Consider the following 388-nt stretch of genomic DNA (forward strand, 5'->3'; position numbering starts at 1 on the left):
GATAGTCCAGAAGGCAAGCTGGGGATAGCGCGCTTTAAGGAACAATGTTGCCTGAGGGGCCTGCTGTTGACACCGGATGGCAAGCAGAAACCCGAGCAGGTCACACCGGATGCGGTGGTTAAGGATTTCCCAGATAGTCCAGAAGGCAAGCTGGGGATAGCGCGCTTTAAGGAACAATGTTGCCTGAGGGGCCTGCTGTTGACACCGGATGGCAAGCAGAAACCCGAGCAGGTCACACCGGATGCGGTGGTTAAGGATTATCAGGCAGCCAAAGCAACACTGGAGCTAGCGCGCTTCAAAGCGGAATGTTGCCTGAGGGGCCTGCTGTTGACACCGGATGGCAAGCAGAAACCCGAGCAGGTCACACCGGATGCGGTGGTTAAGGATT

Annotated in this window: 1 protein-coding gene; it reads left to right on the top strand. The window is 56.4% G+C overall.

The annotated features are described in order from the left end of the window. On the top strand, positions 1 to 388 hold a 388-nt coding region (locus AK963_RS34545), incomplete at both ends, for a hypothetical protein (protein WP_175404812.1).

This window comes from Endozoicomonas atrinae (assembly GCF_001647025.1).
GTDB classification, from domain to species: domain Bacteria; phylum Pseudomonadota; class Gammaproteobacteria; order Pseudomonadales; family Endozoicomonadaceae; genus Endozoicomonas; species Endozoicomonas atrinae.